This window comes from Streptomyces broussonetiae (genome assembly GCF_009796285.1).
Classification (GTDB): domain Bacteria; phylum Actinomycetota; class Actinomycetes; order Streptomycetales; family Streptomycetaceae; genus Streptomyces; species Streptomyces broussonetiae.
The window spans coordinates 6,736,977-6,762,690 of the sequence record NZ_CP047020.1; the positions used below are offsets into that span (position 1 = coordinate 6,736,977).

General features: G+C 69.5%; 21 protein-coding genes. 17 read left to right on the forward strand and 4 right to left on the reverse strand.

The features are described 5' to 3' along the window. Nucleotides 1-22: 22 nt before the first annotated feature. The gene (locus tag GQF42_RS31175; RefSeq protein WP_158925408.1) at nucleotides 23-973 is read left to right on the forward strand and encodes a bifunctional riboflavin kinase/FAD synthetase; all 951 of its coding nucleotides are present in this window, start codon (nucleotides 23-25) and stop codon (nucleotides 971-973) included. Nucleotides 974-1,050: 77 nt separating this feature from the next. On the opposite strand, the gene GQF42_RS31180 is transcribed toward GQF42_RS31175, so the two are convergent. From GQF42_RS31180 to eccE, 3 genes are all read right to left on the reverse strand, one after another. Continuing rightward, nucleotides 1,051-4,575: an SCO5717 family growth-regulating ATPase gene (locus GQF42_RS31180; RefSeq protein ID WP_158925410.1), complete on the reverse strand. Its 3,525-nt coding sequence runs from the start codon at nucleotides 4,573-4,575 to the stop codon at nucleotides 1,051-1,053. Nucleotides 4,576-4,951: 376 nt separating this feature from the next. Beyond that, complete coding sequence (locus tag GQF42_RS31185; protein WP_158925412.1) at nucleotides 4,952-5,716, reverse strand: hypothetical protein; 765 nt, start codon at nucleotides 5,714-5,716, stop codon at nucleotides 4,952-4,954. Then, nucleotides 5,716-7,080: a type VII secretion protein EccE gene (gene eccE / locus GQF42_RS31190; protein ID WP_158925414.1), complete on the reverse strand. Its 1,365-nt coding sequence runs from the start codon at nucleotides 7,078-7,080 to the stop codon at nucleotides 5,716-5,718. Before eccE ends, GQF42_RS31185 begins: the two co-directional genes overlap by 1 nt. Before the next feature lie 205 nt (nucleotides 7,081-7,285). On the opposite strand from eccE, the gene eccB reads away from it, so the two are divergent. From eccB to GQF42_RS31270, 16 genes are all read left to right on the forward strand, one after another. After that, nucleotides 7,286-8,818: a type VII secretion protein EccB gene (gene eccB / locus GQF42_RS31195; protein ID WP_158925416.1), complete on the forward strand. Its 1,533-nt coding sequence runs from the start codon at nucleotides 7,286-7,288 to the stop codon at nucleotides 8,816-8,818. 64 nt (nucleotides 8,819-8,882) lie between these two features. Further along, on the forward strand, nucleotides 8,883-10,184 hold the full coding sequence (mycP, locus tag GQF42_RS31200; protein WP_158930787.1) for a type VII secretion-associated serine protease mycosin: 1,302 nt from the start codon (nucleotides 8,883-8,885) through the stop codon (nucleotides 10,182-10,184). Nucleotides 10,185-10,640: 456 nt separating this feature from the next. Further along, nucleotides 10,641-11,258, forward strand: a complete 618-nt coding sequence (locus tag GQF42_RS31205; protein WP_158925418.1) for a DUF5753 domain-containing protein — start codon at nucleotides 10,641-10,643, stop codon at nucleotides 11,256-11,258. Nucleotides 11,259-11,270: 12 nt separating this feature from the next. Next, complete coding sequence (locus GQF42_RS47735) at nucleotides 11,271-11,465, forward strand: DUF397 domain-containing protein (protein ID WP_158925420.1); 195 nt, start codon at nucleotides 11,271-11,273, stop codon at nucleotides 11,463-11,465. 592 nt (nucleotides 11,466-12,057) lie between these two features. Further along, nucleotides 12,058-12,450, forward strand: coding sequence for an SAV_915 family protein (locus GQF42_RS31215; protein WP_158925422.1), 393 nt, complete (start codon nucleotides 12,058-12,060; stop codon nucleotides 12,448-12,450). Then, entirely contained in the window at nucleotides 12,447-12,737 is a 291-nt protein-coding gene (locus tag GQF42_RS31220; protein WP_233273516.1) for a DUF6317 family protein, read from the forward strand. The genes GQF42_RS31215 and GQF42_RS31220 overlap by 4 nt, the downstream gene beginning before the upstream one ends. A gap of 20 nt (nucleotides 12,738-12,757) precedes the next feature. Further along, nucleotides 12,758-14,053: a WXG100 family type VII secretion target gene (locus tag GQF42_RS31225; protein WP_158925424.1), complete on the forward strand. Its 1,296-nt coding sequence runs from the start codon at nucleotides 12,758-12,760 to the stop codon at nucleotides 14,051-14,053. Between the two features lie 17 nt (nucleotides 14,054-14,070). Then, nucleotides 14,071-14,661, forward strand: a complete 591-nt coding sequence (locus tag GQF42_RS31230) for a hypothetical protein (protein WP_158925426.1) — start codon at nucleotides 14,071-14,073, stop codon at nucleotides 14,659-14,661. A gap of 533 nt (nucleotides 14,662-15,194) precedes the next feature. Then, nucleotides 15,195-15,638: a hypothetical protein gene (locus GQF42_RS31235; RefSeq protein WP_233273517.1), complete on the forward strand. Its 444-nt coding sequence runs from the start codon at nucleotides 15,195-15,197 to the stop codon at nucleotides 15,636-15,638. Nucleotides 15,639-15,640: 2 nt separating this feature from the next. After that, the gene (locus GQF42_RS31240; protein ID WP_158925428.1) at nucleotides 15,641-17,422 is read left to right on the forward strand and encodes a hypothetical protein; all 1,782 of its coding nucleotides are present in this window, start codon (nucleotides 15,641-15,643) and stop codon (nucleotides 17,420-17,422) included. Nucleotides 17,423-17,512: 90 nt separating this feature from the next. Continuing rightward, nucleotides 17,513-18,739 carry a S8 family serine peptidase gene (locus tag GQF42_RS31245; protein WP_325100413.1) on the forward strand — a complete coding sequence of 409 codons (1,227 nt, stop codon included), beginning with the start codon at nucleotides 17,513-17,515 and terminating at the stop codon, nucleotides 18,737-18,739. Between the two features lie 150 nt (nucleotides 18,740-18,889). After that, nucleotides 18,890-19,240 carry a WXG100 family type VII secretion target gene (locus tag GQF42_RS31250; RefSeq protein WP_158925432.1) on the forward strand — a complete coding sequence of 117 codons (351 nt, stop codon included), beginning with the start codon at nucleotides 18,890-18,892 and terminating at the stop codon, nucleotides 19,238-19,240. A 77-nt stretch (nucleotides 19,241-19,317) separates the two neighbouring features. Continuing rightward, a complete protein-coding gene (locus GQF42_RS31255) occupies nucleotides 19,318-19,617 on the forward strand; it encodes a WXG100 family type VII secretion target (RefSeq protein WP_158925434.1) in 300 nt (99 codons plus the stop codon). 114 nt (nucleotides 19,618-19,731) lie between these two features. Further along, nucleotides 19,732-20,724, forward strand: coding sequence for a serine/threonine-protein kinase (locus tag GQF42_RS31260; RefSeq protein WP_158925436.1), 993 nt, complete (start codon nucleotides 19,732-19,734; stop codon nucleotides 20,722-20,724). A gap of 14 nt (nucleotides 20,725-20,738) precedes the next feature. Then, nucleotides 20,739-22,940, forward strand: coding sequence for a protein kinase domain-containing protein (locus tag GQF42_RS31265; RefSeq protein WP_158925438.1), 2,202 nt, complete (start codon nucleotides 20,739-20,741; stop codon nucleotides 22,938-22,940). Between the two features lie 103 nt (nucleotides 22,941-23,043). Then, nucleotides 23,044-25,149 carry a protein kinase domain-containing protein gene (locus GQF42_RS31270; RefSeq protein ID WP_158925440.1) on the forward strand — a complete coding sequence of 702 codons (2,106 nt, stop codon included), beginning with the start codon at nucleotides 23,044-23,046 and terminating at the stop codon, nucleotides 25,147-25,149. A gap of 7 nt (nucleotides 25,150-25,156) precedes the next feature. Here the strand turns inward: GQF42_RS31270 and GQF42_RS31275 are convergent, their stop codons facing one another. After that, nucleotides 25,157-25,705 (reverse strand): hypothetical protein, encoded by a 549-nt coding sequence (locus tag GQF42_RS31275; protein WP_158925442.1) that lies wholly within the window; start codon nucleotides 25,703-25,705, stop codon nucleotides 25,157-25,159. Between the last annotated feature and the right edge of the window lie 9 nt (nucleotides 25,706-25,714).

Below are 25,714 nucleotides of genomic sequence, written 5' to 3' on the forward strand. Positions count from 1 at the left end.
ACGGGTTCGAGGAGCGGTCACAGTGCAGCGCTGGCGTGGCTTGGAGGACATCCCCCAGGACTGGGGGCGCAGCGTCGTCACCATCGGTTCCTACGACGGCGTCCACCGCGGCCACCAGCTGATCATCAGACATGCCGTGGACCGCGCCCGCGAGCTGGGCGTCCCGGCCGTCGTGGTGACCTTCGACCCGCACCCCAGCGAGGTCGTGCGCCCCGGCAGCCACCCGCCGCTGCTCGCTGCGCACCACCGGCGTGCCGAGCTGATGGCGGAGCTGGGCGTGGACGCGGTGCTCGTCCTCCCGTTCACCACCGAGTTCTCGAAGCTCTCGCCCGCCGACTTCGTGGTGAAGGTCCTGGTGGACAAGCTGCACGCCAAGGCGGTCGTCGAGGGACCGAACTTCCGCTTCGGCCACAAGGCGGCCGGCGACGTCGCGTTCCTCACCGAGCAGGGCAAGACCTACGACTTCGAGGTCGAGGTCGTGGACCTGTACGTCACGGGTGAGGCGGGCGGCGGCAAGCCGTTCTCCTCGACGCTGACCCGGTGCCTGGTCGCCGAGGGCGACCTCGAGGGCGCCCGCGAGATCCTGGGCCGTCCGCACCGCGTGGAGGGCGTGGTCGTGCGCGGCGCCCAGCGCGGCCGTGAGCTGGGCTTCCCGACCGCCAACGTCGAGACCCTCCCGCACACCGCCATCCCCGCCGACGGCGTGTACGCCGGCTACCTGCACGTCGAGGGCGAAGCCATGCCGGCCGCGATCTCGGTCGGCACGAACCCGCAGTTCGACGGCACCGAGCGCACGGTGGAGGCATACGCGATCGACCGCGTGGGCCTCGACCTGTACGGCCTGCACGTCGCCGTCGACTTCCTCGCCTACGTCCGCGGCCAGGCCAAGTTCGACTCCCTGGAGGCCCTGCTCGAGCAGATGGCCGCGGATGTGAAGCGGTGCCGGGAGATCGTGGCGGCGGAGCAGGAGTAGCCCACTGCCGCCGCCTGCTGTGCGGCTGACGACACGAAAGGGCGGCCGGTGCGCTGAGCACCGGCCGCCCTTTTCGGTCACTGCTGCTGCGGCGGCTGCTGCCCCTGCGGGGGCTGGGGGTAGCCGTACGCCTGACCGTGCTGCTGCGGCTGGTCCTGCTGCGCAGGCGACTGCGGCTGCGGCGGGCCGGTGTACAGCTCCTGGCCCGGAGGCTGCGGGAGCGGTTGGGCCGGCGGGGCGGGGTACGGGTGGGACGCGTAGGGCTGGCCCGGCACCTGCTGGGGATACGGCTGGCCCGGCATCGGCTGGCCCGGCGCCTGCTGGGGGTACGGCTGACCGGGCATCGGCTGACCGGGCATGGGCTGACCCGGCATCGGCTGACCGGGCATGGGCTGACCGGGCATGGGCTGACCGGGCATCGGCGGGGCGGCCACCGGCGGCGGGTTGCCGTCGCTGGTCCACAGCCCGTGCGACTGCTGGTGACGTACGAAGTCCTCGGCGATCAGCGCGGCGAGGTTGAAGTACGCCTCGCGCGTGCGCGGCCGCATCATGTCGAGGTCGACCTCGGCACCGGCGGCCAGATGCTCGTCGAACGGCACGACCACGACCCCGCGAGTGCGGGTCTCGAAGTGCGCCACGATGTCCTCGACCTTGATCATCTTGCCGGTCTCGCGGACGCCGGAGATCACCGTGAGGGACCGGGAGACCAGGTCGGCGTACCCGTGCGCGGACAGCCAGTCCAGCGTCGTACTGGCACTGCTCGCACCGTCCACGGACGGCGTCGAGACGATGATCAACTGGTCGGCGAGGTCGAGCACGCCGCGCATGGCGCTGTAGAGCAGGCCGGTGCCCGAGTCGGTCAGGATCACCGGGTACTGCCGGCCGAGCACGTCGATCGCGCGGCGGTAGTCCTCGTCGTTGAACGTGGTCGAGACGGCCGGGTCGACGTCGTTGGCAATGATCTCCAGACCGGAGGGCGCCTGGGAGGTGAACCGGCGGATGTCCATGTACGAGTTGAGGTACGGGATCGCCTGGACGAGGTCACGGATGGTGGCCCCCGTCTCGCGACGGACCCGGCGGCCGAGCGTACCGGCGTCCGGGTTGGCGTCGATGGCGAGGATCTTGTCCTGCCGCTCGGTGGCCAGGGTGGAGCCGAGCGCGGTGGTCGTGGTCGTCTTGCCCACCCCGCCCTTGAGGCTGATGACCGCGATCCGGTAGCAGGAGAGCACCGGCGTGCGGATCAGCTCCAGTTTGCGCTGCCGCTCGGCTTCCTCCTTCTTACCGCCGATCTTGAAGCGGCCTGCCGCCGCGGTGGGCCGCCCGCTCTTCGCCTTCTGCTTCTTGTTGTTGAGCAGCCGGTCGGCGGAAAGCTCCACCGCGGCCGTGTAACCGAGCGGCGCGGCACCGGGGTTGGTGGGCTGCCGCTGGTCGTGCTGGATGGGCTGCGGCCACGCGGCACCGGACCGCGGATCGACCGGCGCCTGCGGGACCTGTGCGGCCGGCGTGCCCTGCGGCTGCGGGAAGCCGTACCCACCGGGCGGGGTCGGACCGGCGCCGGCCGCGGGCGACGGGTTCGCCGCGGGCTGCGGGAAGCCGTGACTGCCGGACTCGGCGGGCGAGTCCGGGGTCCCGGGCTGGGGGAAGCCGTAACCGCCGGGCGAGGCCGGGCCGTTGGGGTGCGGCGGCGGGAAGCCGTAACCACCCACCTGCGCCTGGGGGTTGATGCCCGGCTGCGGTCCGGGTGGCGGGAAGCCGTAACCGCCGGGCGCGACGGGGCCCGTCGGCTGCGGCGGGGGCTGGACTCCGGGAACCGGCGGCGCGGGCGGCGCCGGCACCGCGAACGGCTGCGGCGCGGCGGGTACGCCTGGTTGGCCCGGTTGTCCCTGCCGGCCCTGCTCGCCCGGTTGGTTCCAGGCGGCGGGCGCGGGCTGGGGGGCGTGCGGCTGGAACGGCGGCTGCTGACCGGGCAGGGGGCCGGGGTGCGGCTGCCCAGGCTGCACGGGCTGGCCGGGCTGTCCAGGCCACTGCGCCGCCGGAGCGGGGGCAGCGGGCTGGTAGGAAGGCGGCAGCGGCGGCACTCCGCTCTGCGGCGCGGGCGGCGGCGCCCAGCCGACCGGAGTGTCCTGGGGAACCGGGGGAGCGGGCGGTACGGCGTCCTGGGGGCTCGGGGGAGCGGGCGGTATGGCGTCCTGAGGGTTCTGGGGAGCGGGCGGTACGGCGTCCTGAGGGGCGCCGGTCTGCGCGGTGGCGTTGGGCTGGGCACCGTTGTCCGGCTGGGCACCGTCGTCCGGCACACCCGGCTGGGGCGTGCTGTCCTGCGGGCTCGCGCCGTGTTGTGCGGCAGCTTCCGACACGGGGGCGTTCGTGGACTGCGGGGCACCGGGGTCGGGGGCCTCGGCGGCAACCGGCGGTGCGATGGCCGTCTGCCCGGCCGCCTCGATCTCCGACTCCGTCTCCGTGTCCGGCCCGGTCGTGGTGCCGGTCTCGGCGGCAGGGGCGCCCTCGTCCACGGCCTCGCCCTCGTCCTCCACGTCGTCTGCGCCGGTGGAGGCGTCGGAGACATTGAAGGCGTCGGAGGTGTGGGAGGCGGCGTTCTCGCCCACGGTGTCCCCCTGGGCCGCGGAACCTTCGCCGGGCTCCCCGGACTTCCCGGCCTCCTCACCGGTCGCCTCGCCTTCGGCGCCCTCGGCGGAGTCCTCCGGCACGGCCACGGCCTGCGACGCACCCCCGGCCTCACCGGTGCCCGTGCTCTCCGCGGAGGCCTCGCCGACGGATTCGGCTTCCTTCCTGACGGCTGCCGCGCGCTCGGCGATCTCGGCCATCTCACGCTTGAGGATCACGGCGGAGAACCGCATGGTGGCCCCGCTCTCCAGATCCCCGTTGCTCGTCTCCGGCTCGGGCACGGCAGCAGCCGGTGCCGGTGCCTCGGGCTGGTCCGGGGCCGGGGCCGCCGCGGACTGTGGCTGCGGGGCGGCGGGCGGCTCCTGCGGCTCGAAGCCCTGCGGCAGCTGGGGCATCGGCACAGGGCTCCCGACCGGAGGCGCGGGCTGCACGGGCGGCGGGAAGGGAGCGCCCTGCACCGGCCCGGGCGGAGGGGGAGGCGGCGGAGCGTACGGGGTGCCCTGCGGGGGTGCGTACGGAGCGCCCTGGGGCGGGGTGCCCTGCGGCGGCGCATACGGGGTGCCCGGGGCGCCCTGCGGCGGCGTGTACGGCATACCGGGGGTGCCCTGCAGAGGTGCGTACGGAGCGCCCTGCGCAGGCGGGTACGGGGTGCCCTGCGGCGGAGTGCCTGCGGGCTGGGTGGTGGGCGGCGCCGGAGTCGGCCCGGGAGCCGGTGCGTTCGACGGGAACGGCGGAACAGCGGAAGCGGCCGGAGCGCCCGTCTCGCCCGAGCCGGCCGGCCCACCGAATCCGCTCGCGCCGCTCGCATCGCCCGGACCGCCTGCCGTACCGGCGGAGCCGGACGCGTTCTGCGTGTACCAGGCGGGCGGCGCGTAGTCGATGGTGAACTCGCCCGTCATCTCGATGGCGGACTCCGCGTCGGTCTGGTCGTCGTCGGGTGTGTCCCAGCCCCCGCGGATCCCGTCCCGATCGCTGTTCACAGTTCCTCCTGGTGTGGTCGAACACCCTCATGCCGTGCCGGGGGCGACCGTTCCTGTCGTACGATTCGCCGGGCTTCCCCCTTGGGCCGCTGGCCCCTTTGCCGCGGGGCGCGCAACTCGCGCGCGGGATTTCGCGACGTGCCCGGACCCAGCCTAATCACCAAAGCGAGGGGGCTGGCAGGCCCGGCCGCTCCTTCGTGCCCGTACGACGCGTCACATCGGGCCCGAGGCAGCCCCGGCGTAGGCGGACGTACACCAAAACGTGACGCAAGCACATCTCGACCGGTCGCCCATGGCGGGTGAATAGAGGTGACATTTCACGCGGTTCCCTTACTTCACTCCAGTTGCCTTGAAATCGGGCGAAGTTGGGCGCGCGTCAGTCCATCCGGCGAGCCACGCCCAGCAGTCCGGTCTCGGCATCGGTCGCCCGCGTCACGACGTACTGCCGGTCCCGCTCCGTGCACCAGAGCGTCACGCCGTCAGGCAGCGTGGGCAGCGTGTCGAGGTCCGGACGCGGGAGCCCCATCACCCGCCCGATCTCGGCCGCCTCGTCCGGCGACACCCGCTGGACGCCCACCAGCCGCGCCTGGCGCATCAAGCGGGGCGCCACCGGGCTCAGATACGGAAGCAGCGTGAGGACGGACTGCCACGGCGCCGACACCACGCGCCCGCGCGGCGGCCGCATGCCGCAGTCGCGCACGACCAGCACCGGCGTCCCGGCCGATGCACCCTGAGGGGGCACCCGGCCGACGTCGTACACCGCCAGGCCGTTCTGCCCGCCGCCCATGGCGTGCACCATGTGCATCCAGGCCTGCGCTCGGCCGGTCTCCACGGCCACCCGCGCACCCGTCGCCGCCGCGCGCAGCGCCATGACCTGCGCGGTCCACAGGCCGCCTATGAGCACGATGTCGTACGGCGTCGGGCGGTTCACCCCGAGCACGGCGGGCTGGCCCTCGGCGTTGACGCCCACCACCACGCCGTCGTCGCCCATCGGCAGGGACAGTGCGTCGGCCTGCTCCACGGGCAGGGTGTGCCGCGAGTGGCGGGGGCCGAGGAGGCCGAAACCCGTGCGCAGCCGCTCGCCGAGACCCGGAGCCGAGGACGTCCGGCCCGCCGGTGTGGGCGATGTCGTCATGGTCATCAGCGCGCACCTCCGAGCGGCAGGGTGGCGAGGACGCCGGGGAGTTGTTCGCGGTCCAGGCGCGCGAGCCCGGCCCGCTCCCGTCGCGCCGCCTGCTCGAGATCGCGCCGCGCGTCGGTCAGTTCCTGGTTGCTGCGGCCGGTGATCCGCAGATGTCCGGTGATGGACACGTCCTGCTGCGCTCCCTTGGCGAGCGTCAGGCTGAAGGTCGTCGCGAGCGCGGGCACCTCGGTCAGCTTCGCCACGAGGTGCGCCAGCGAGCTGCCGGAGCCCCCCAGTTGGGGCCAGCGGCGCACCCAGTACGTCGTGTGCCGACGGTTGTCGCAGCGCCAACTGCGGCTGGACTCCTCGGTGCGGCGCTGCGGCGCCTCGCCCCGCCCGGCCTGGGCGGCCTGCGCCGTCACCATCGGGTTCGCACACGCGGAGGTGGCGATGGCCGCCGTCAGCTCCTCCTCGGTGAGCACGCTGGCCCGGAAGCCGGCGCCCGTCAGGCGACTGGCCAGATGCTCGGCGGAGCGGGTCAGGCACTTCTGCGCGCCCAGCAGCCCGCCGCCGCGCGCGGCCACCGCCTCCGGGCACAGCTCGGGATCGAGCTTGAGCGCGATCCAGGTGATGCGCACCGCGGGGGCGCCGGTCTCGGCCTGCAAGGGCGCGTAGTTGCTGACCACGACCGACTGCTGGGGCAGGTGCAGCGCGGGAGCGGGCTGGGTGTGCACGACGATCTGCGCCGACTCCAGCTGGATGCCGTCCACTTCGAGGACGTCCCGGACCAGGGCGACCGGCAGCGGCCTGCGGCTGCGTTCGGCGCGCAGCGCGTCCGCGTCGGACTCCACCTGGAGGACGGCGGTCAGGAAGCCGCCGTCGCCCACCATGCCGATGGGCCGCTGGTCGCGGTCGTCGCCGCGGCTGTAGCTGTACGTGCGCAGGCTCGGGTCGCACTCCACGGCGGGCGCGAGGCCGGAGTCGGTGCCCGGCGGCAGCGGTGTGCTCGCCGCGCGCCGCTTGCGGGCGCGCAGAGCCAGCAGGGTGCTGAGCCATTCCGGCAGCGAGCGCCCCCGGCGTCGTACGACGGCGAGCACCACGAACAGCAGGGCGAACGGGGCGGTGGCGATCAGTGCCATGGTGCCCACGAGCCAGCCGCACACCACGAGCGCGCACGCGATCTCCAGGAGCACCAGCCGCTGGAGCGCGAACGAACCGCCGCGCCCCGAGCGGGACTCCGGATGAGGCGCGAAGGTGCCCTGGTACGGCGTGCGTGCCTGCTGGGCCGGCGGCTGGGAGGAAGACGCGCCGCCCGCCCGGCGGGTGCCGCCCGATCGGGACCTCGATTGCGATCGCGATCGCGTCCGCGTTGCGGAAGCCATCAGTCAAAAACCCCCGAACTCTCCCGGAAGCCCTTGCCCTCCGGTCCCTGCAAGCCGTGTGCACCCTACCCGTGCCACCAGCACGTCCGCGCAACAGGCATAGTAGGGGGCGGGTCTGACAGTTGAGGCACCAGAGGTAACCGAGGCGGGGGACGGATCTTCACAGGTTCCCCACGGCTCCGCAACGGGGAGAGAGCGGACACAGATGGCATCACGGCGGGACGAACTCAACGCCTACACCTTCGCGAAGCGCCGTATGCTCGCGTCTTTTCTCCAGCCTTCTCCCACCGGCTCCGAGGAGGGTGCGCCCAAGCCGCTGGGCGCACTGGTGCCCGGCCTCGTCGTCGGCGCCGTCGTCCTCGCGGTGTTCGGGGGCATCGGCATGTTCAGCCCGACCGCACCCAAGGGCTGGGACACACCGGGAGCGCACGTCATCGTCGCCAGCAAGTCGACCACCCGGTACGTCGTGCTGAAGACGGGCAAGCAGGCCCAGCTGCACCCGGTCCTCAACATGGCGTCGGCCAAGCTCCTGCTGGCCCCGGACAGTGGCAGCGTCATCACCGTCGACGAGGAGATCCTCGACAGCGGCAAGCCCCCGCACGGCGCGACCATCGGCATCCCCTACGCCCCCGACCGCCTGCCCTCGGCGGACGAGGCGTCGGCCGCCAAGCGCTGGGCGGTCTGCGAGCGCCCCGGCGACGGCGGCCGGGCCATCCAGAAGGCGGCGTTCGTCCTCGCGAAGAAGGAATGGTCCAAGACGGAAGGGTCCGCCAAGCTCACCGGCGGCGACCTGATGTACGTCGTCGGCCCGGACGGCAAGACCCAGTACGTCGTGGACGCCCAGGGCACGGCGTACGAGATCGAGAAGTCGGGCGGCGCGGACAACCGGGAGCTGCTGCGGGCCCTCGACACCCAGGGCCGCGCCCCGCAGCGCGTCTCGCAGGACTGGCTCGACACCCTGCACAAGGGCTCCCCGATCGCGATCCCGCCCATCCAGGGCAAGCCCGGCCAGAAGGCGAACGCCTCCAGCCTGCTGGGCGAGTACGACAAGGTCGGCGAGGTCGTGAAGGCGTACGACGGCCAGACGATGCGCTATTACGTCGTGCTCCAGGGCAAGGTGGCCGGCATCTCCGAGTTCACGGCCACACTGCTCCTCAACAGCGGCGCCCTCGGCGGCACCGGCCAGGCCGGCGAGGCACAGCAGGTCGCCCCCGCCGCCGTCGCCGACAGCGCGACGTTCTCGGAGCAGCAGAACTGGCCGACGTACAAGCCGCGCATGGTCAACGACGGCTCGCACACCACCAGCGGTCGCAACACGATCTGCAACGTCCTGAACTCCGTCGGCACCGACGGCAGCACCACCCTGTCGACCTGGGTCGGCACGGACTTCCCCGCCCAGTTGCCCACCGGCTCCTCCAGCGCGTACGCCACGCCCGGCTCCGGCCAGCTCTACCGCCAGTTCCAGGGCACGGAGACCTCGGTCGGCGGGGTCTTCCTGGTCACCGACACGGGCCTGCGCTACGCCCTTCAGTCCAACAGCGACAGCGCCACCGACGACAAGGGCATCGGCACCTCCGCCCAGCAGCGCAAGGATGAGCTGAGCGAGGCCAGGATCGCCCAGATCCGGCTCGGCTACGAGAAGGTGACCCCCGCCCCCATCCCCATGGCGTGGTCGACGTTCCTGCCGACGGGCCCGCGCCTGTCCGAGGCGGCGGCACGGCAGCCGCAGGGTTCGTGACGGCGGGGCGGCGGAGGAGAGCGGACTCATGCTGAAGGCAAGGATGTCGGGGACCGGCAAGCCCATGGCGACGGCCGGATCGACGGTGCCCCGCGCGGTACTGGCTCGTACGGTGGTGGCCCGTACGGCGGCGGTTCGTACTGCGGTGACGGCCGCCGCGGTGGCCCTCACCGCGACGACCACCGTGATCGCGCTCCCCGCCACCCCGGCCCGGGCAGACGACGGCCAGTGCACGTTCCCGTCGAAGAACTACTCCGGCCGACCGTGGGCGCTGCAACGCGTCAACCTGGACGAGCTGTGGGCGGTTTCGACGGGCAAGAACGTCAAGGTGGCTGTCATCGACACCGGGGTCGACGTCAAGAACCCGCAGCTCAGCAAGGCCGTGGATGTGGCCGAGGGCGAAAACCTGCTGCACGACAAGAACTCCAAGGGCGAGAAGATCGACCGCGGCAACAATTCGGGAACCACGGACACGGTGGGCCATGGGACCCGTGTGGCGGGCATCATCGCCGCCCGCAAGGCGTCGGGCACGGGCTTCGTGGGCCTGGCCCCGGACGCGATGATCATCCCGATCAAGCAGAACGACGCGGACGGCGACGGCACGACGGACACGCTGGCCCAGGCGATCACGGACGCGGTCAGAAAGGGCGCGGACGTCATCAACATCTCCCAGGACACGGCCAACGCGGTCGCGGGCGGCCAGACGCTGCTGGACGCCGTGAAAAACGCCCTGGACCACAAGGTCGTCGTCGTGGCCTCCGCCGGCAACGACGGCCTGGGCGGCAACGTCAAGGTGACCTACCCGGCGTCGTACCAAGGTGTCCTGGCGGTGGCGGCATCCGACCGCAACAACGAACGGGCTCCCTTTTCACAGTCGGGAGATTTCGTGGGGGTCGCCGCTCCCGGTGTCGACATGATCTCCACCGTTCCCGGTGGCGGTCACTGCTCGGACAACGGCACGAGCTTCTCGGCGCCGTACGTGGCGGGCGTGGCGGCCCTGCTCAAGTCCAAGTACCCGAACTGGTCGGCCCAGCAGGTCGTCGCCCAGATCGAACAGACCGCGGAACGCTCCATCCCGGGGCACGACCGGCTGGTGGGCTGGGGCGTCGTGGACCCCGTGAAGGCGCTGACGGACGTCGACCCGGAACACCCCGTGGCATCCCCCTCACCCGAGGACGGCGTGGTCAGGGGCGAGGCGCCATCCGTCACGCCCCTGCACATCGGCGAGACGGCCCAGGAACGGGACACCCGTATGTCCACCTACGTGGTGGTCGGAAGCCTCGTCGTGGTGGCGGCCCTGAGCGGCACGGCCGTCGCGGTCCGCGACGCGCGACGCCGCCGCGGGGGGCCGCTGAAGACCGGCTGATGAACACCCTGGACAAACTGAACGTCCTGCTCCTGATCGGGGCCGCCGCGCTCCCGGCGATGGCCGGCGTCAAGGCGGACCGGGTGCGTGCCTGCGCGAGAGCACCAACCCGTCGGCCCCGGAGGTCCCCGACTCCGCCTTCGCCGTCGCACGCGTCGTCCTCGTGACCATGTCCGGTATCGGCGCCTGCACGGCCGCCCAGGGCTTCGGCGACTGGACGAGGTCATGGGTCTTCCCACCTAAGACCACCGAGAAGGCCGGGGGCCGTACGTCCGTCGAACAACTCAACGGCACAGCCCTGGGCACCGTCACCTGCCGCTCCCGACGCCGATCGCAGGCCCGGGAGCGAAGGTGCACCACACGTGCTTCTCGTCGAAGCCCGTCCGGTGCCAGCCCCAACGCCATGACAGGGCGGCGACCAGGTGAAGTCCGACGCTGATCGATGCCCTGGCAACGATGACGGGTGGCCGCGACTCGGGTTGGTGGGACGAATACCGCGGCAAAGTACCGGCCGACTTCCTCGACGTCGCCGAGCTCGAACACCATGCGACGTCCCTCAGGACCCTGCAGACAGCCCACGTCCGCGGGATGTTGCAGTCCGAAGACCACGCTCGTGCCCTCTTCGACATGTTCATCCCTGCGCTGCCGCGCCTTGAGGTCGAACTTCGCATCGCTCAGCGCCTGGCGCGTCACACCGTGATCACCAAGACTCCGCCAGTGACATACCGTGGCCTCATTCACGAAGCTGGGCTGCGCATGTGTGTGGGCGGACGAGGGGTGGCGAAGGAACAGCTCAATCGCCTCCTTGAGGAGAGCGAGCGTGAAAACGTGAGCCTGATCGTCATTCCGTTCAGTGCCGGCGGGTTTCCGATGGCCGGCGACTCGGTCCTGTGCGCAGCGGTCAGTAGCCCGCATCTTGACACCACTCAGGTGGGCACACCGATCGGGGCCGTCTTCTTCGATTCACCGGCCCAACTGGCCGGCTTCCGTCGACGCCTGGACGCAGTCGGACAAGTAGCGTTGAACCCGAAGCGGTCGCGAGACCTCGTCCTCGAAATCATCAAAGACCTGTAGGGGAGGCACACATTGTCCCAGCTCAAGTGGATCAAGTCGTCCTTCTCGGAGGCATCCGGCAACAACTGCATTGAGACAGCTGAAAAAGGACAACTCATTGCCATGCGTGATTCCAGGCATCCGGACTTGGTGCACACATCCGTGTGGCGCAACGCTTGGTCACGGTTCGCCGAGGCCGCTGCCGGAGGCTTGCTTGCTGCCCGATGACGAGTGAAGCGTCTTCGCGGCCCAGATGCGTGATGACGTAATCGCGGACAGCGTCACGCGACCGGTTGGCGTCCCACACCGATCCGTTGAGCAACCACTGCAACCGGTCCGCAGTCACATGCCCGGCACGCTCCGACAGCGTCCAGCCGGTTCTTCTTCGGCAGCTCTGCCAGCAGCCACCCATTGAACTGCGCAAACACCGCCCGCGGCTCCGGCCGGTTGAACAAGTTCCCAACGAACCAGTCAGTGAGGACAGTTCGGCATCCCACCCGGCTGTCCGCTCAGCCGTCACACCCAGCATCACGCCCGGTCAACGGCACCACGAAGGCTCTGCCACAAGATCTCCGGCCGGCCTGCTTCGGCAGGGCAAAAAATGCGATACACGCTCTTTCCGGCGGATTGCCTATCAGTGGGAAAAATGGCACGGATGGACTTGTCTGGGCAAAAGGACGCCGTCAACTCGCTTTTTAGTAAACCTTGATGGGTTGTCGCGCTGTCTCGCGTTCCCCTGGTGCTCGACTGCACGTAAAGTGACAAGGTGCCGTCGGAATTCCGTAATCACACCGACGGCCGGTGTCGATCCCAGGTGCGCATGTCTACTTCATATTCCTCTCCGTTCGATGGCTACGACCGGAATCTGACGCCGCCCGCCGAGCGTCCGAAAGCACCGATCGAACCGGACACGGAGGTACTCGTCCCCGCACACCCTCGGTACGCCGCGGATCCAGGGCGCCGCCCCGCGATAGGTTTCGAACTCCTCCAGGGGGCCGACGGAAACCCGGTGGCGGTGGCGTTCACCAGCCCTGCGAAGCTGGTCGCCGCGCTCGGCGACGCGCAACCGTGGGTGGCGGTGCCCGTCGGATGGTTCGCCCGGGTGATGCACGACAACGGGCTCGGCCCGGTTCGCGTCGACCCGCAACTCCCGCCCGGCGTACGGGTCTGGAGCGCCGAGGACGTCAGAACCTACACGGAGGCAGTCCAGTGACCGACCTGAAAATCGTGACGTCGGACGTGACGGAAATGGCGTCCACGTTTCACACGGAGGCCAAGTCCTACGCGAAACTCCATATCTCCGTGAGCCCCGCCGTCGCAAAGTCGGGCGATGACGGTCTTGACCACACGATCGGGTCGATGATGGACGCGATCTCCGGTCTGCATGCCAGACTCGCCGGCCGGATCGAGGAGCACGGGGATCTCCTTGACGCCGCGGTCAAGCACTTGACGCACCGCGACATCGACGTGCACGGGCTTTTCGAAGACCTGATGGGATAGCGAGACGGGGGACACAAGCTGTGACGGATTCCTGGGTGGGCGGCGACATCGACGGTCTGGCCGCCATGGGCACCGCCCTCACCGGTGCCAAGGAGCACCTGGACGACATCGTCAAACCGCTCAGCAAGGGAGTCGACAAGCTCGTCAAGGACGCGGGCTGGAAGGGCGAGGCCGCCTCGAAGTTCGAGGCCGCCTGGACCAAGGACGCGATGACCGCCGGCGGCTTCGCCGAACTGGTGTACGCGGTGGGTAAGGAACTCACCGAGTTGTCCACCAACCTGTCCTCGGCCAACACGGCACTGCAGAACGCCGCCCATGTCGCCCAGAAGAAGGGCGTGTCCATGGGGCCGAAGGGGGAACCCATCCCCCTCGCGACGAACAACCCGCCCTCCGCGAAGGAGGAGCAGGCGATAAAGGACAACAACGACTACACCACCCTCTACACGGAACTGATGCACCAGGCCCAGCGTGCCCGGCTCCTCGCCGCCAAGCGTATCGGCCAGCTCTACGCCGAGATCGACCCCAGCGAGCCGATGCAGAAGGGCGACAAGATCGTGGTCGCCGACTACCTGCGCGGCCTGTGGACTGCCGGGGCGGAGGGCGACCGGGCACTCGGCCTGGACATGGCCGACGACATCAAGCACGCCCAGGAGGAGCACGACAAGGCGTTGTCCGCGCTGAAGGACGAGGAGGCCAAGTTCCGGACGGCGGACGCCAACCTCCCCAAGGCGTTCAAGCTGCGCGGGGAGTGGCAGGGCGCCGCCGATCAACTCGACAGCCTGGAAGGGCGGCTGGCCGGGCTGGAGAACGGCAGCTCCCATATGCCGTACGACCGGTACCTCAACTACAAGATGGCGGACGTCCTGCGTGGCAGTGAACTCGCCGAGGGCGCTCCCCGGTTCCTCAAGGAGATCCCGGTCATCGACGTCGCGGCCACGGTGGCCGCCGGCGGTCTGGAGGCCAAGCAGGACCACGACGAGGGCTGGTCCTGGGGCCACTCGGCGCTCGTCGACGTGGGCGGCGGCCTGGTGGCCCTCGGTGCCGGTGTCGGTCTCGCGGCCTCGATCCCGGTGGACGGGGTGGTCGCCACGGCCGCGGTCGGCGGCGCGGTCGTCGTCGGCGTGGGAACCTTCGCCGACAAGCTGTTCCACGAGCACTGGCACGAGGACTGGGACGACCACGGCCCGGTCGTGGGCACGCTGTACGGCATCGGCCACTCCGGGGCCCAGGCGTGGGACACGGGCAAGGGTATGGTGACCGGCACCGGCCACTGGATCGGCGACAAGTCCAAGGCGCTGTGGCACAAGATCTTCTGATGTTGGGTGGGGACGACATGAAAAGTACGGCAGACGGCGTCCCCACGGAGCAGGTGGAGCCGGAGGCGATTCCGCGCCTGGGCACCACCTGGTTCGACCGGGGCGCCGGGTACTGGCTGCGCCGGATCGCACATGGCTGCTTCCAGCTCGCCCTGCTGCTGTTCGCCGGGCTCGTCGTGACCGCCTTCTACGCGGGGTTCTGGGAAGCGGTGGGGGTGCCCCGCTCCGCACGTACCGCGGTGTACGCGGTGACGGCGGTCGCCTGCCTGCTCAGCCTCGTCGCGGGTTTCGTGCGCACCCGGCGCGCACCGGTGGAGATCCCCACCCCCGAACAGGCATGGCGGGAGCACCGTTCCCGGCAGCGCAGGAACGCCGCCTCGGCCGTCGGTGGCCGCTGGACGCTGCTGCTCCTCGCGCCCGTCCTGCCCGCAATCGTCGCCTGGGCGATCGGCACCTGGGCCGCCCCGGCGCTCGCGCGCCGCACCGCCGCCGAGATCGGCGCTCGCCAGGACTACGAGCGCCGGGTGCGTGAGCAGGAGGACCGGGCCGAGGCCGCCCGACCGCTCCCGCCCCGCAACCGGGCCGAGCGCCGCCACGGACGCCGCTGAGCGCGGGCCCGGCCGGTTGCCCGACCCGTCGGCGTCGCCGCCCAGCGCACCGCGGAGACCCGTTCCCCCGGACCGCCTCCAGCTCTGGGCCCACCACCGGCCGACCTCACCCATCACCGATCCTCAAGATCTCCGGCTGTAGTACTTGGACGTGGGCATTGAAGCCTGAGTCGAGGTTCGGCCGCTGGTCGGCCGCTGACGTAGCGCCCAGATCTGCCGCGTGTGGAAGTTCTGCAAAGGTTCAAGTGAAGTCACCCTGTCTGGCTGATCGCGTCAGGATCGGCTCCCGCCTGAGGTGCGCATGGCTGGTGGCCCACTCATCCTCCGGTCGTGCACGCGTAAATCCGGCAAACCGCTGCCTCCGGCCCAGTGTCGTAACCGAGCCAATACATATGCCGGTTGGACCCGTTGAGCAGGTTGACTACAGTGGTCAGGTGCGTTGAAACGCGGCTTGCGATGCGTTCGTACGGCGGGTGGACGGCCCGCCTCGCTCCGGTCGCGGGTCGATGATGTACGGGGAAACGGGGAGGAACATGAGCGGGGGCGAGTCGGCGGCGAACCTCAAGGTCAGCGCTGACGCTCTGACAAAGTTCGTCAACACGGTGGACAGCGTTCTGCTGGATCTTGAGAAGTCGGCCGGCAATCCGACGCGAGTCGGAGAGCAGACGATCCGGCACACGTCGCTCCGCAGCGGGTCTGCCGGGTTCCATGAGGCCGATGCCCTGTACGGGACGTTCAACGAGGTCCACCAGGCTCTCACGAACCTGTCCAAGACCCTGCATCTGCAGATCGAGGCGATCGGTATCGCTGTCAAGGGTGCGAACGGCACCTTCAACGACCTCGAGGAAGACCAGCGGCGCAGGTTCTACGAGATCGAGTGGGAGATCAAGCAACTCGATTCGCAGGGCGACAAGAACGTCGGCGGCGGGAAGCAGGGCGACACGAACACCGGCGGTGGCGAGAAGGGAGGGATCTGACGATGACCGACAAGCACAAGGCGGACATGGATCGGGTCTCCGCGGAGAACGGCTTCACCGACGTCGCCCGGGGCCTTGGGGATCAGCCCAGCAGTGGCGGTCTCTTCTTCAATCCTGTCGAAATCCTTCGCTCTATGGCCAAGGCCACCCCGTATGGGCAGGCCATGGTCAAGCGTACGGAATTCGACAACTATGACCTCAACGCAATGATCGACCTGGTTGAGCAGACGAACCCGGAGGACCTGGAGTCGTCCGGTCGGGCCCTCTGGGACGCGCGCGATGCCATCAAAGCGGCGGCTGAAACGCTCAAGGGTAAGTTCGACACGGTCCCCTGGGTCGGCAAGGCAGGTGACGACTTCCGCACGTGGGGCGGCAATCTCGTCACACACGCACATGGGCTCGCCGACTTCGCGGGCGGAGCCGGTGACTCGATCGCTGCTGCGGCAGAGGGGCTGGCGTCTGTTCGCAACGCAATGCGAATGCCGCGTGATACGAGACCGGTTTCAACGCGTCCCGAAAAATTCACGGCGGCCGAGAAGGTGTCGGACAAAGAGGGCTATGCCACTGCCGTAAAGGTGGAGAAGCACCGCCAGGAGGCGGTCAACCAGATGAACCGGTTGGCGTCGTACTACGCGGTGTCGACCCAGTCGCTGCAGGACTTGCACAAAAGCGCGCCTGACTTCGGTAACCTCCCGAGCGTCGGGGTGCCCAGGCCGATGAAATACGACGATCCCTCTCCGTCTGGTTCTGCTTCGCACGGTTACCAAGGCACGGGCTCGAGCGCAGTCGGGGGGCATCACACGACGGTGGAGCCGACGCGTCACGCAGTTGTGCCTGACACAAGCGGCACGCCGGTCGCTGTACACCATGCCACGACCCCAGTCAGGCACCCTGAGGCGCCGGTCGGTACACACATCGACACCACCGGCACGCTTCCGCCGCCCACTACCACGACACCCGGGCCCAGCCACACTCCGCCGGTCACGGGCACTCCCCCCACGACTGGCAGTCAACCCAGTGTGTTCGATGGTGGTGGCTTCAGGCTGCCCATGCCCAACGCCACCTCGGGTCGGGGCTTGAGCGGCGCCGGCGGGTTCCGTAACCCTCCGACCGCTCAAGGGCGAGCGGGTACGTCCGAGCTGACCAATCCGGGCTCCGAGCGCTCGACAGGGCGAGGGCCCACGGACCAGATGGGCCGCGCCACATCAACTGGTCAGTCCGGTGTCAAGGGTGCCGGTTCCGGACCGAGGGCGTCCTCTCCCATGGGTCGAGGAGTCACGGGCGGTACGCCGCGCCCCGCAGGCACGGCGGCATCACGCGCGACGAACGGGCCGACCACCGGCGCCGGCCGCAACAACGGAGTTGTCGGGGGACGTCCCTCCACAACGAATCCTTCGTCGAAGAACGGGTCGAGGATTCCGCGTGGCACGGTCATCGGCGGCGAGGAAGAGGCCAACTCCCGCCCCACGACTGGCCGCCTGGGCCAGCGCGGTGTCTTCGGCACGCCCGAGTCCGAGTCCACGGTGCGGCCTGGCTCTGGCGCCCGCGCGGGAGCGTCCGAGGCCGTCACCGGACGGCCGAGTGAACGCACGTCCGAGGCGGGAGCGGAGCGCAACGGCATGACCCGTGGTGGTGCCGGTCTCACACGCGGCGCAGGCCACAAAGGACGGCCCGGCGAGGAGCGGAAGACGGACAGGACATCGCGGCCCGACTATCTGGTCGAAGACGAACAGACACACCTGTCGAACAGCCCCCGGCGCGACGTGCCGCCGGTTATCAACTGAACGCGAGCGAGGATATTCAACGCCATGAAGTCAGGGATCAGCCGACGAGCCGAGCAGGCTGAGCTCCGCAGGGTGCACCGCGGAAGACGAGTGCGCGCGGTGGGTGCAGTTGTCGGCGCCCTGACCGTTGTGACCGTGGGCTTGGCGCCCGGTGCCGCTGCGTCCGACGAGCAGTCGAAGCAGTGGTACCTGGGCCCCATGCAAGCCGAACAGATGTGGAAGGTGAGCACGGGGAAGGGTGTCAAGATCGCGGTCATCGACTCTGGTGTGAACGCCAATGTGCCGTCGCTCAAGGGGCAGGTACTGACCGATGAGGTCCCCAAGGCGGTGGCCTACCATCCGACGGATGACTATGCGGGCCACGGCACGAGCATGGCCGAGTTGATCGCAGGTACCGGGGCAGGCGGTGGACTGAAGGGGCTGGCACCGGGCGCGAAGATCGTCCCTTACCGCGTCAAGCTCGAGGGCATCAAAGGGGCGAAGGAAGAAGCCAGGACTCCGGAGCCGGCGCAGGCGCTGAGGGCTGCCGCCGACACTGACGTGAAGATCATCAATATTTCGTTCGGCGGGATGAGCCTCGACGAGGACGAGGCTGCCGTCAAATATGCGCTCTCGAAGGGCAAGCTACTGATCGCAGCAGTGGGTAATGACGGGAAGAACGGCCACGCCGATTACCCCGCCTCCTACCCCTACGTCCTCGGCGTCGCCTCCGTCGGCAAGTCCCTGACAGTGTCGAGCTTTTCCTCGAGTGGAGGCCATGCCGACCTGGCAGCTCCCGGCGAGGGATATCCAGGCTATTGCGAGGGCGGCACCGTCCGCTATTGCGACAACCGTGAGGGTACGAGCCCGGCCACCGCACTCACCTCAGCCGCTGCCGCTCTGATCTGGTCCGCACACCCCGACTGGACTGTCTATCAGGTCGAACGAGCCCTCCTCGACACCGCTGGACGCACCTGGCCGAAGGACAAGCCGAGCAAGTACCTCGGCTACGGAGTCATCCGTCCCCGCGTGGTCCTGGCGGACAAGAATTACGACCCCGGTCCCGCCAATGTCGATCCGCTCCAGAAACAGGACGGTCAGGAGTGGGCGAGCGTGGCCCCCGTGGCTCCCAAAGTCTCTTCCTCTCCTTCTGCATCAGCCCCGTCACAAGCCCAGCAAAAGGGTTCCACCGGCGGGACCTCGGCGGCAGGATCGAGCGCCGGGTCGTCAAATGGCGGTAGCAGCAACACCACTTGGATCGCGCTGGGCGCCGTCGGTGTGGTCGTCGTGATCGGCGGTGGCGCATGGGCTCTCGCGCGGGCACGACGCGCCAGGTGACGTCCTCGGCCGTCGACAGCCGTAGCCCGTAGCGGCCCGGTGCAGTTCGTCCACGGCAGGCACTGCGTGTTCCCCGCTGGGAGCGACAGCCAACAGCGGTGAGCCGAAACCAACAGATCAACAACGGACACACGAAAGGCAGGGCCGATCATGGCCGGCGGAAAGCAGAAGCTCGAAGATGCCGCAGTAGTAACTCTCGAGAAGCAGATGGTCGAGAAGTACGAGAACATCCAGAAGCGCGTGCACGCCCTTCAGGGCGTCATCGACGGCCTCGAGGGTCAGTGGCACGGCATCGGCCGTGCCGCGTTCGACAAGAAGCAGTACGAGATCAACCAGTCGCTGCGGAACATCGGCAACATCCTCGGTGACGTCATCGAGGCGATGACCACGACGCGCCACATCAAGGACAGCAAGGAAGACGAAGTCCGCGCGGCGGTCAACAAGATCGACCTCCAGGACGGCGCTCCGACCGTTCCGACGTCCTCCCTCAGCTCCTACTGAGTCGAGCGAGACAGCGAACATCCGCCGGGAAGCCGGCGCACTCATCACGTACACACCAGCGAGACGAGGTAACAGGCATGGCCAACAACGCTGATGGGCTGTCCGTCACTTATGACGGGCTCGACCACGCCGCAACCAACATCGGTAACCAGGCGAGCCAGCTCGAGTCGGACCTGGCGGAACTCCGCCGCATGGTCGTGAAGAGCCAGCAGTACTGGGAGGGCCAGGCCCAGGGAACCTTCCACGAGAAGCTGCAGCGCTGGGACAAGGAAGCCAACGACATCCACCAGGCCCTGCGGGGTATCGGCCACGTCGTCGGCCAGTCCGGCGGTACGTACATGGAAGGCGACAAGAAGGCGGCCAGCTACTTCCAGTAGGAGAAGGCTCGCAGAACCAACTCCAGGGTGGGCGCGCGCGGGAGGCGCCCACCCTGCTGTTGTGCCGAGCCGTGGAGCTGAGCCGGAAGCACGCCGGAGGGACGAAGAGGGAGCATGCGCGTGTCAGGTGCCGGACCGGGTACCCGGGGCACGCAGCAGATCGGCCCGTACACGGTGGTGACCCGGCTCGATGCCGGTGTCCCGGTGCACACCCCGGTCTCCGAGCATCGCTTCATCGCCCGCAGCGCCGACGGCGACCGAACGGTGTTGCTCAGCAGGCCCTTGGCAGGCGTCGACCCCCAGCGCTTCATGGCCGAGGCCGAGGCCTCTCGCTATCTTCTCGGGAGCTGGGTCCTGCCCGCCGTCGAACTCGCCGCCTCCGGCGAACAGCCCTGGCATGCGCGTCCGTACCTGCCCGCGCTTCCACTGCCCGTCGCCCTCGCCGTCCACGGAAGCCCGCTGCCCGAGCCGACGGTCAGGGCGCTCGCCGTCGCGCTGGCCGAGAACCTCGCCGTCATGCACGGGCAGAGCCTGACCCATGCCGGGCTCTGCCCGTCCGCCGTGCTGATCGCCGCGGACGGTCCCCGGCTCACCTGCTTCGGGGCCGTTCGGGCCGCAGCGCCGGACGGTGTCGCGCGGCAGGAGGCGCCCGGGCTGGATCCCGGCAGCCTGCCGCCCGAGCAGGCCGCGGGCGGGCAGCCGCGCCCGATGGGCGACGTATACGCACTCGGTGCGACGCTGGCCTACGCCGCCACGGGTTACAGCATGCCGGAACGGGAAGAGCTACCGACCGGTCTGCGCTCGCTGATCACCCGATGCCTGTCCCGCGATCCGGCCCGTCGGCCCCAACTCGTCGAGATCGTCGATGAGTTGACGTCAGGCCAGCAGCCGGACGCCCCCGCCGGCTTCGCCGCGCCCACACGTGCGGACGCACTGCTCGGCCCCGGCTGGCTGTCGGCCCGGCTCGTCGCCGCCATCGTCCATCAGTCGGCGTCCGTGCTGGCCGCGGAGGTGCAGTTCCCGGTGCAGGCGCAGGCACCTGTCCATGCGTCCTGGACGCCCGGCCGAGTGCCGTCCGGGGCCCCGGAATCCCATCGCACTCACTGACCACAAGAATCCCCATGCCGACTCCTCTCACCCACGACGACCCCGTCGCACTCGGCCCGTTCCGGCTCATCGCCCGGCTCGGCAGCGGAGGCATGGGCACCGTCTACGTCGCACGGTCCACCGGTGGACGTACCGTTGCCCTGAAAACCATGCATGCCGCCATCGCCACCGATCCGGCGGCCCGCACCCGGTTCCGGCTCGAGGTGGACGCCGCCCGCGTCATCGGCGACCGGTTCGGGGCGCGGGTGATGGACGCGGATCCGCTGGCGGAGACGCCCTGGCTGGCCACGGAGTACGTACTCGGGCCCCCGCTCGACGAGGCCGTCGAGGCCGGAGGAACGCTGCCCGAACAGTCCGTACGCGCCCTGGGCGCGGCCCTGTGCTCGGCGCTTGGCCAGCTGCACCGGTCGGACGTCGTGCACCGTGACCTCAAGCCGTCCAACATCCTCCTCACGGCCTACGGGCCCAAGGTCATCGACTTCGGCATCGCGCGGGCCATCGGCGACGAGCGGCTGACCCGGGCCGGTGCCGCCGTCGGTACGCCGGCCTTCATGTCCCCGGAGCAGGCCACCGGGCAGGAGCACGGCGCCGCCGGCGACGTGTTCGCGCTGGCCGGCGTGCTGGTGTACACGGCCACCGGGCGCGGACCGTTCGGCAGCGGGCAGGCGGCGGACCTTCTGTACCGGGTGCGGTATGCGGACGCGGACCTCACTGGTGTACCTGTTGCCCTCGCTCCGGTACTGGCCCAGTGCCTGGCCAAGGATCCGGGGCAACGGCCGACCATGGCACGGCTCGCCGCTCAACTTCACGACGGCACGGGTGAGTTCGCCGATCATCTGCCGCACGAACTGCTCGCGGAGATCGGGCGCAGGGCGGCCGATGTCTGGCGGCTCGTGCCACAGCGGCTGCCGGCGCCCGCGGCCGGGCCGGAGGCCGCGGCGGTCACCGGCCCGGCCGCCCGGCGCCCGTCACGCCGCAGGTTCCTCGCCGTCGGCGGCGCACTCGCCGTCGGTGCGGCGGCGGGCGCAGGCGCGTGGTGGTGGCAGGGGCGCGCCGATGCGCGGGGCGGTGGGGGTACGACCGCGAAGGGCGACGCAGACAAGACGCGGAACATCGAGCCGCTGTGGACTTATACGTTCAGCGCCGTGGTCACGGATCAGCTGGGCTCGGTCGTCCCTCAGGGGCTCGGCGGAATGATCATCGTGGCCGCGGGCGGCGGGGCCGAAGCCGTCCGTGCGACGAACGGAGTCCACGCATGGGACGGGAACGGCCTCTCGGGAGAAAGTAGTTGGCAGACGCTCGTGACGGGTGGCAGGCTCTACCGGCTCTGGATCGGGGAGGAGACCAGTGACGGGATCGGGTCCGCCGTCAGGCTCCAGACCCTCGATCCCAAGAACGGAAAAACGATCAAGACCCTGATCCGGTTCGCGGGCACCAATGACGAGCTTCCCACACACCAACTCCTCTGCATCACGGACCGCGTCGCGTACGTCGTCGTGGGCAAGGGGAAGTACGACGGGGGCGGCACCTTCTCCGCAGGAGAGACCGATACTCTGAGTGCTGCCGACATCGAGACCGGCAAACTCCTGTGGTCGCAACCACTGCCCGTACGATTCGAGTTGAGTTCGAGGCTGCACTTCCTCGCAGCGAAGACCGTGGGCAGCCGTCTGGTGACACTCCAGCAGTTGGAGGACGGGACCGTCCACATCGTCGTGTGGGCCGCCTCGACGGGAGCCGTCCTGTGGAAGCGGTCGTACGACATCGACGACCCGGACATCCTGAGGTGCGGGATCGCCGCGGACAACGATCACCTGTATCTCGGCGGCAGCCGACTCTGGGCGCTGCGGCTGAGTGACGGGGCAGCGACGTGGCAGACCTCGACGGAGCACGCGTACGGACCGCCGGTGCTCAGGGAAGGCATCCTGTACGCCGTGGGTGACGGCGCCGGTCTGACGGCGGTCGACGCACGCAGCGGGAGGATGCTCTGGACCGAGCGAGGTGGGGAGGTGGGCGAGGCGTCCACCAGCGGGCCGCCCATCCTCGGTACCCGCTACGCGTACTACAAGAACGGGAGCCTGCTGCGTGCGGTCAGCCTGTCGGACCACACGACCTCGCTGACGTACCAGACCAGCGGAAAGCAGTTCTACGGGGACTCGGACGCGAAGCTGGTCCTCGCCGTGGACGGCGCGGGCATGACCGCTTATCCCCTCCAGTGAAGTGACCTCGAAGCGGCGGAACACCGGCCCTGTGGAACGGCACACGGCGCCGGTTGTCCGCCCGGCCGCTCCCACCCACCTCCCCCCGGGCAGAAGGACCCCCATGAAACCCCTCGGTACCGGCGACCCAATCCGCCTCGGCCCCTATCGCGTTCTCGGTGTTCTCGGCGAAGGCGGCATGGGCAAGGTCTACGTCGGTCAGGACAGCGCCGGCAGCCTGGCCGCCGTCAAGGTGCTCAGGCCCGAGCTTGCCCACGACACCAACCTCGCCCAGCGTTTCGTGCGCGAGGCGCAGGCCGCCCAGGCAGTGCAGAGCAACGGCATCGCGAACGTGCTCGGAGCCTGGACCGAGGGCGGACGGCCGTGGATCGCCACCGAGTTCCTCGCGGGGCTCACCCTGGACCAGGCAGTCGACACCTACGGACCGCTCGACGAGCCGGCTCTGCGTGCCCTTGCCGCCGCGCTGGCGCGGACGCTGGCCGACATCCACGCTGCCGGATTCATCCACCGAGACCTGAAGCCGCCCAACATCGTGCTCACCTCGGCCGGGCCGCGCATCATCGACTTCGGCATCGCCCGGCCCGAGCACGGGCTGACCCTGACCACGACCGGGCAGGTGCCCGTCACTCCGGGGTACGGCGCCCCCGAGCAGGTTCTCGGACAGCGTGTGGCCCCGGCGGCGGACGTGTTCTCGCTCGGCGCGGTGCTGGTCTACGCAGCCACCGGCAGACGGGCGTACGAGGGCTCCCATGTCGCGGCCGTGCAGTACGCGGTGGTGCACGAGGAGCCCCGACTCGACGGCATCGACCAGGGGATACGGGCTCTGATCGCGCCGTGTCTCGCCAAGGACGCCGCCGCACGGCCCACCCCGCCCCAGATCGTCCAGGCAATGGCGGCGTCCAAGGGGGCCGACCGGGTGTGGCGGCGCGGACCGGTCGCCGACGCCATCAGAGAGCGAGAGGCCGCGGCTCGGCGGCTGACCGCGCCGGTGACCGTCGAGGCGGCTCCGTCCGTCACTCGCAGGCGTCTGCTCACAGGGCTCGCCGCCGGAGCTGTGGTCCTGGCGGGCGGGGGTGGCACGGCGGCATGGTGGTTCGGACGGCGGGGCGGATCCACGAAGAGCGGTCCCTTCGACATTCCTCCGGCGGTGCCCGTTCCCGTGCAGAAGCTGGACAAGGGCGTCAAGGACCCCTTTGGCGATGACGTTCAGCCGACGGTCCTCTGGGAGGTGCACGGGCAGGCGGATGCCTACTCCCGGACGCTGCTGCCGATCGGGGACGTCATTGTCTTTGGAGTCGCGACCGGCGGAATCGCGGGATTCGACGTCACCAGCGGTAAGCGCCGCTGGAGCGCGCCTCACCTCAGAACGAAGAGCGGCTATCTGTCGCTCTCCGGCCGGCTGGTCGTCGGCACCGACGACAGGGGCGTTCTCCGGGCCTTCGTACCTGCCACGGGCGAACCCAAGTGGACCTGCCCGGCAGCGGAGACGGCCGCGCTGCTCGCGGCCGACGACGAGGCGGTGTACCTCGTGACGAAGGACCACAGGCTGCGCAGCGTGAATCGCTCCGACGCCAGGATCCGCTGGACGGCTGTCGTCCCCACGAAGTTCCGCGGGAATCTGCTCGCCCCTGCCGTTGCCGCCCAGGGCAGGTTGGTCATATCGGCAGCGGACGGCACCGTACTCGTCGTTCACACCAGCGATGGCAGCACGGCATGGACCCGCCTCGACCAGGACGAGGACCTTACGGTCAGCCCGGCCGTCTACGACGACACGGTGTACATCAACGGCAAGTCCATGGACGCTCGTCGGCTCAGCGACGGAACGAGGATCTGGAACACCAAGCTCGACGACTATGGGACCGATGGGTACAAGTGGGGCCCAGCCGAGGTTTACGCGGACGCGGTCTACACGAACGCGGGTGACAGCACCAGGTGCCTGGCCAAGGACAGCGGCAAGGTGCGATGGGAGGCGTTCCAGAACGCGAATGACGGGAGCCCTCTGGCCCGGCAGGGTCAGGGCGTCTGGACGTTCGGCAGCGCCAGCAACGGGTATGGGCCCCAACTGTTGATCAATGCCGTGCGGGCCTCGGACGGAAAGAAGTCACGGAGCTACATGGTCCCCGCTCCCGACTACGCCCGCCTGGCCGCCGCCGGAAACCGAGTCTTCGTCATGCACGACAGCTCGGTCGTCGCCCTTTCGACGTTCTGAGCGCGGCTCAGGCGTTGGATTCGGTGCACTGTTTTGATGTGGACACTGCATCGGTGAACTTGGTGATGGCTTCTTCCATCGCCGCCACGTCGACTGAGCCGTGCTCCTTTCTGATCACCGTAAACACTTCCGCGCCGTCCTTCCGCTTGGCCCTGCATGTCACGTGCCCAACTGCCGTGGTGTCGGCAACGATGTAGTTCTCCTTCTTTTTCTTGACGTTGTCAGAGGTTAGGCCGTAGGTGCCGAAGGCGACATCGGTGAGTGTGGTCTTCGGTTTCCAGCGTTCGATGATGCTTGAGAGGACGACCTGACCGTCCACCGAGACCTGGCACCGGACGTAGCCGGTAGAGCCGCTCTGCCGGGACGAGATCTTCTTCCCCGCGGGCAGGAGCGGCTTGAGGGCTGACGTGGACATGGCCGTTCCGCACAGCGAAGACGGAACGGAGTAATCCCGCTTGTCCTCCGAAGTTCCCGAAGAACAACTTGCCAGGGCCAGACTGACGGCAATAAAGCCGGAGATGTGGACCAAGGGGGAGCCGAGGCGGATGTGCGACATTGGTTTCGA